The following is a 5,215-nucleotide window of genomic DNA, read 5'->3' as shown; positions in this document are numbered from 1 at the left end:
AGATCTCGGTGATCGATACTAATTTCGATCCGATGGCGTCGCAGACCGATACGTTGAGTCTCGAGTTGACGTGCACGAACCGCAATCTGCCGTCGAGACTCGCCGTCGGGCTCCCGGGCGGTGACTTGTTCTTGCGGGACAGCGACGACCATGGTGGCCGGTCGATCAGTGCCGCGATGCTGCGCCGTCCAACGCAGACGATGCGCTTCGAACGCAGCGACGCCTTGCGTTTGCGGTTCGCTACGCACCTTGCGCTTGCCCATCTCTCGCTTGCCGATATGAGTGTCGACGCGCTCAAGGCGGCGCTGGTGTTGTACGACGTACGGCGCTCGGCCGTGTCATCCCGCCACATCAATGGGATTGTCAGCGTCAAGACGCGCAATGCCGTGCTGGAGTTGCCCGGCAAACCGTACGCGACGCCCGTACGGGGCGTCGAAATGCGGCTGACCATCGATGAGCGCCATTTCATCGGGACCAGCATCGCGACGTTCGTGGGGGCGATCAACGCATTTCTCGGTCACTACGTTGAATTGAACAGCTTCGTTCAGTTGATCGTCATCTCGAAGCATACGGGCGAAGAGATCGTGCGATGCCAGCCGCGCAACTGCGACTTGATTCTCGGGTGATGGAAGAAGGAGATATTTTTCGATGACGACAAACCACGACGAGTTCGACGACGATCTCCTTCGGCATTATTACGAGCAAGAACTCGAGATTTTGCGCCGGAACTTGCGCACGTTCGCGCAGCGCAATCCAGAGGCGGCGTCGCGCTTGTCGATCAATAGCGATGGGCGTTCGGACGACGCGGGCGTGGAGCGCATGGTGCAATCGACCGCCATTTTGCACGCCCGCCACAGCGCAAAGATCGATGACGACTATCCCGAGTTGTCCGAGTCACTGATCGAACCCACCTTCCCGCAGTACCTTCGGCGCTTCCCGGCATACTCGGTCGCACAATTCGACATGAAAGGGGTGTTCGACAGCTTGACCGAATCGGTCCCGATTGCGCGTGGGACACAGTTGAAGACGGCGGAAGGCGGGTGCTTGTTTCGAACCACGTATGACGTCGTGCTGGCGCCGGTGGAAATCACTCGAGCCCTGTATGCGTCCACGCCAACGGCTCCGCTTAACGTCAGGCTGCCTCCCGATGCGAGTGGCATGCTCTCTGTGACTTTCCGCTCGGCCAAGATTGGCAGCCGCCTCGATGTGGCTGCTCCACCCACACTACGTGTCCATCTCGCCGGCCAACCGTCAGTGGTCGCGGCGCTGATGGATACCCTGCTGATGCGCACGGCGAGGGCTTATGTCGAAGACAGTGAAGGACGCTGGACTAGGCTGTCGACGATTGCCGTTGCGCCGGCGGGGTTTGGTCCGCACGATTGGCTAGTCACAGACGCCAAAGAGCCCGGCCAGCCGTTCGGGCTGCTTGGGGAATACTTCGCGTACGGCGAGCGCTTCCATTTTGTCGACATCGATTTGGCGTCGGTGTGTGCCGCTGCACTAGGCGAATCGGTGGGTGAATCCCAGCACGAACAACTGACGCTGCATTGGGTGGTGGCGGGCATGGCGCCGAATTCGCGCGCTGCTCAGCAGCTCGCGCATCTATCGGCGGATCACCTGAAGTTGTTCTGCACGCCGGTCGTCAATCTATTTGAAAGGAAGGATGTCTCGCTCAAGTACGATCGGCAAAGTGGTGTGTGGCCGATCCACGCGCAGGCGAAGAATGACGCACACACCGAGGTTTGGTCGGTCGATCAGGTTTGCACCGAGCAAGGCAATCGGCTGCGCTCATCGGCCGCACTGATGACCAGTCATGCCGGCCCCACATGGACCTTCATACAGCGCAGCGGCCCCTTATCGTCAGAAACCGGGCTCGTTGCGGCGCTGCGTCTTGACGGCGCCGACGGCCCCATGGAGCCGGTGCCCGAGATGAACAAACTGGCAGCCGACGTGACGTGTACCAACGGGAATCTGCCGCATTCGTTGCCGTTCGGCGCATCGGGTGGGGACATGCAGCTGGCAGCCAAGAAATCTTCCACGCAGAAGGTCGTGTTGCTCCACGCGTCGACGGCGGTCGTTCAACTGCCTCGTACGAACGGTGCGCTTTGGCGGCTCATCGGTCAGCAGACACCGCACGCACTACGATTGACTCAGGCCGGGTTGCCGGCCTTGAAGCAACTGTTTCAGCAATTCGCGCAACTTTCCCCTTCACAAGCGCAGCACATCGACGGTATCACGGGCTTAAAGCACCGGTCGGTCATGACACTCATGGCGAGAAAGCCGCAGCCGGCGATGGTGCGCGGGATCGAGGTTACGCTGGAAATCGACGAGCAACGCTTCGTCGCGCATAGCGTCGCCGTGTTCGCGCGCGTGATGGAGCGCTTCTTTGCGCCGTACGCGCCGTCCAACAGTTTTGTTCAATTGGTTATTGGATCCCGTAGTCCTAGCGGCACTGTTTTATGGCGAGGTGAGCCGGTGATGGGCGGGACGGCGCTATTGTGAAAAGCAGAGTTGTTGAATTGGAAATAATTGCCGCAAACCATAAATGTGTCGGCAACATTTGCTTCCCGAGCCTTCGCCCAATCCTAACAATGCTTTGGGATATTGGGTTTGAAGAAAACGTGTGTAGAATCGCGCGACTCTGAATGCCGGCTTATTCGTCAGGCTTGCCAATGAATACGAACTTGTCTGTCCAAGATCTTCGAAAGATCGCCACGGGGATGCAACGCAATCGGCTATTGACGCTGTCATTCCCAGCGGACGATGCCCCGTACGAAATCCTGTTGGTCAACCGCCTCGAAGGCGAGGAATCGCTCTCGCGCGATTTCCGATTCGTGATCGAGATCCTGTCGGATAACGCCAAGCTCGATCCGAATGACTTCGTCGGCAAGCTCATCACAGTGAAATTGCTGCGCAACGACGGCAGCTACCGGCATTTCAACGGCCATATCTTCTCGTTCCGGCTTGTGCGCACCGACGGGGGCATCGTTTTTTACGAAGCCGAGATGGGCCCATGGACCCGGTATCTGACACTACGCAAGAACACCCGGCTGTTCTTGGATCAAAGCATCCGTGGCCAAACCGCCACGATCTTCTCCGATTCCGGCACGCTGGCGGTCTGGCAGTGGAAGGTCTACCAGAAGGACCCGTCGATGACGATGGCGTGCCAGTTCGGCGAGCACGACCATAACTACGTCCACCGCCGCTGGGAACACATGGGGCTGTGCTACTGGTACGAGCACACGGCGACGGAGCACAAGCTGATCATCTCCGATCCAGCGCGCCAAGAGCCGGCCATCGACGGTGAAAGCCCCAAGATGCCTTACCAGAGCAAAGCCGGTTCACAGGAAGCGGACGGGATTGCATCGTGGTCGTTCATTCAACAAGTCACGTCCACGAACATAGGCGAGTCGACCACCGACTTCAAGGCCATGCCCCATATGAACGCGCGTACCGGCGGTTTCATCGGTGCGCGCACGGATGCATGGGCGAGTGATCGCGGGCAGCAGAAGTTGGAGTGGTACGACTATGCGGGCCAGTATGCGCACCGCGACTGGGAAGAGGGGGAGTGGCAAACCAGCCGCCGCATCGAAGCCATCGAGGCGATCGCTCGACAGTGGCAGGCCACCGGCAACAACCGCTTCGTCATGCCGGGGCGGTGGTTCCAATTGACGGACCACTTCGGACATTCAATCAGCGTCAGCTATTTCGACGATGAATATCTGATTACTTTCGCGCATCACGTCGCGACGAACAACTACCTTCAGGGTGTCGGTGCGCAGGCAACCTACAGCAACCGATTTACGTGCGTGAAGAAAACGACGCCGTGGCGGCCGATGCGCGGATTCAACAGCGTCGATACCCGCATCTTGGCACCGCAGACCGCGGTCGTGGTCGGTCCCGAGGGCGAGAGCCTCTATACCGACGAGTACGGGCGTGTGCTGCTGCAATTCCATTGGGATCGAGAGGGCAAGTACACGACGTGGGTGAGGGTGTCGAGCGGCTGGGCGGGCGGCAGTCAAGGCATGAGCGCACTGCCCCGGATCGGCTCCGAGGTCATCGTTCAATGGATCGACGGGAACCCTGACCATCCCCTAGTAACGGGGCGCGTGGGCAGTGCGATGAACCTGCCGGCGTGGCGGTTGCCGCATCAACGGGCACTGACGGGCATTCGTAGTCGTGAACTCGTGGGCAACACCGGCAATCGGGGTGGTGGGCGCAGCAATCATTTGGTTTTTGATGATACGGCCAACGCCATTCAGACTCAGCTACGGAGCGATCACGCGGCGAGTCAGTTATCGCTGGGGAGCATTACACGGATCGAGGATTGGCAGGGGCGGCAGGATGTGCGTGGCGAGGGGTTTGAGTTGCGCACGGATGCTGTAGGTGCGATTCGCTCGGCTAAGGGTATGTTGGTCAGCACCGAGGCCCGTCCAAAGGGCAAGTCGCACATTTCGGATGTGAGTGAACCGGCGTCGCGTCTGGCACAAGCGCAGCGGCAGCACGATGAACTGGGCAAATTGGCCCAACAGCACAAGGCGCAGGATAGCGCAGGCGATCAAAGCGGCGTGGCTGATGTGTTGCGGAGCCAGGTCGATGGCATCAAGGGCCATACGGGTAACGGCAGCGCGGGTTCGTTTCCCGAACTGAACGCACCGCATTTGCTGCTTGCCGGAGCGAGTGGACTGCAAGCAACTACGCCGGCGACTGTCCATATCAGCGGAGACGAGCATATCGCGCTTACGGCTGGTCGCAGTGTGTCGGTTACGGCAAAGAAATCGCTGTTAGCGAGCGTGCTCGGCAAGATCAGTCTCTTTGCGCAGACCCTGGGAATCAAACTGTTCGCGGCAAAAGGGACAGTCGAGATCCAGGCGCAAAGCGACAAGATGGCGCTCGCGGCTCTCAAGGACCTGTCAATTTCCAGTACAGACGGAAGGGTCGTCATCACCGCTGCGAAGGAAGTTTGGATTGGTGCGGGCGGCTCTTACATCCAAATCAACGGCAACGGAATCGTCAACGGCTCGCCGGGGCCGATCGTTGAGAAAACGCCCAAGTGGAGCAAACAGGGAGCCGACGCGCAGATGCCTAGCTTCCCGCCGTTCGGAACGGGCAAACCCACCGACGATTACTCGCATTCACTTTAATCAGCTTGCAAGCGTTCCATGATTATCAGCCCTCCCTTTCTTTCGGCGGCACAGCCGCAGCAGAACGATGC

At 59.4% G+C, this 5,215-nt stretch carries 3 protein-coding genes; all 3 read left to right on the top strand.

Annotation, left to right across the window (positions count from 1 at the left end; translation table 11 throughout):
- On the top strand, positions 1-626 hold a 626-nt coding region (locus tag ACTHL0_RS24185), incomplete at its 5' end, for a type VI secretion system baseplate subunit TssF (RefSeq protein WP_440569577.1).
- A 22-nt stretch (positions 627-648) separates the two neighbouring features.
- Positions 649-2,502: a type VI secretion system baseplate subunit TssF gene (gene tssF, locus ACTHL0_RS24180; protein ID WP_440569574.1), complete on the top strand. Its 1,854-nt coding sequence runs from the start codon at positions 649-651 to the stop codon at positions 2,500-2,502.
- A 281-nt stretch (positions 2,503-2,783) separates the two neighbouring features.
- Positions 2,784-5,144: a type VI secretion system Vgr family protein gene (locus ACTHL0_RS24175; protein WP_440569572.1), complete on the top strand. Its 2,361-nt coding sequence runs from the start codon at positions 2,784-2,786 to the stop codon at positions 5,142-5,144.
- Positions 5,145-5,215 lie beyond the last annotated feature (71 nt).

The sequence above is a fragment of the Trinickia sp. genome (assembly GCF_051961175.1).
In the GTDB taxonomy this organism is placed as follows: Bacteria; Pseudomonadota; Gammaproteobacteria; order Burkholderiales; family Burkholderiaceae; genus Trinickia.
The sequence above is the reverse complement of the archived record's forward strand: the minus strand, read 5'-3'. Positions and strand labels throughout refer to the sequence as shown.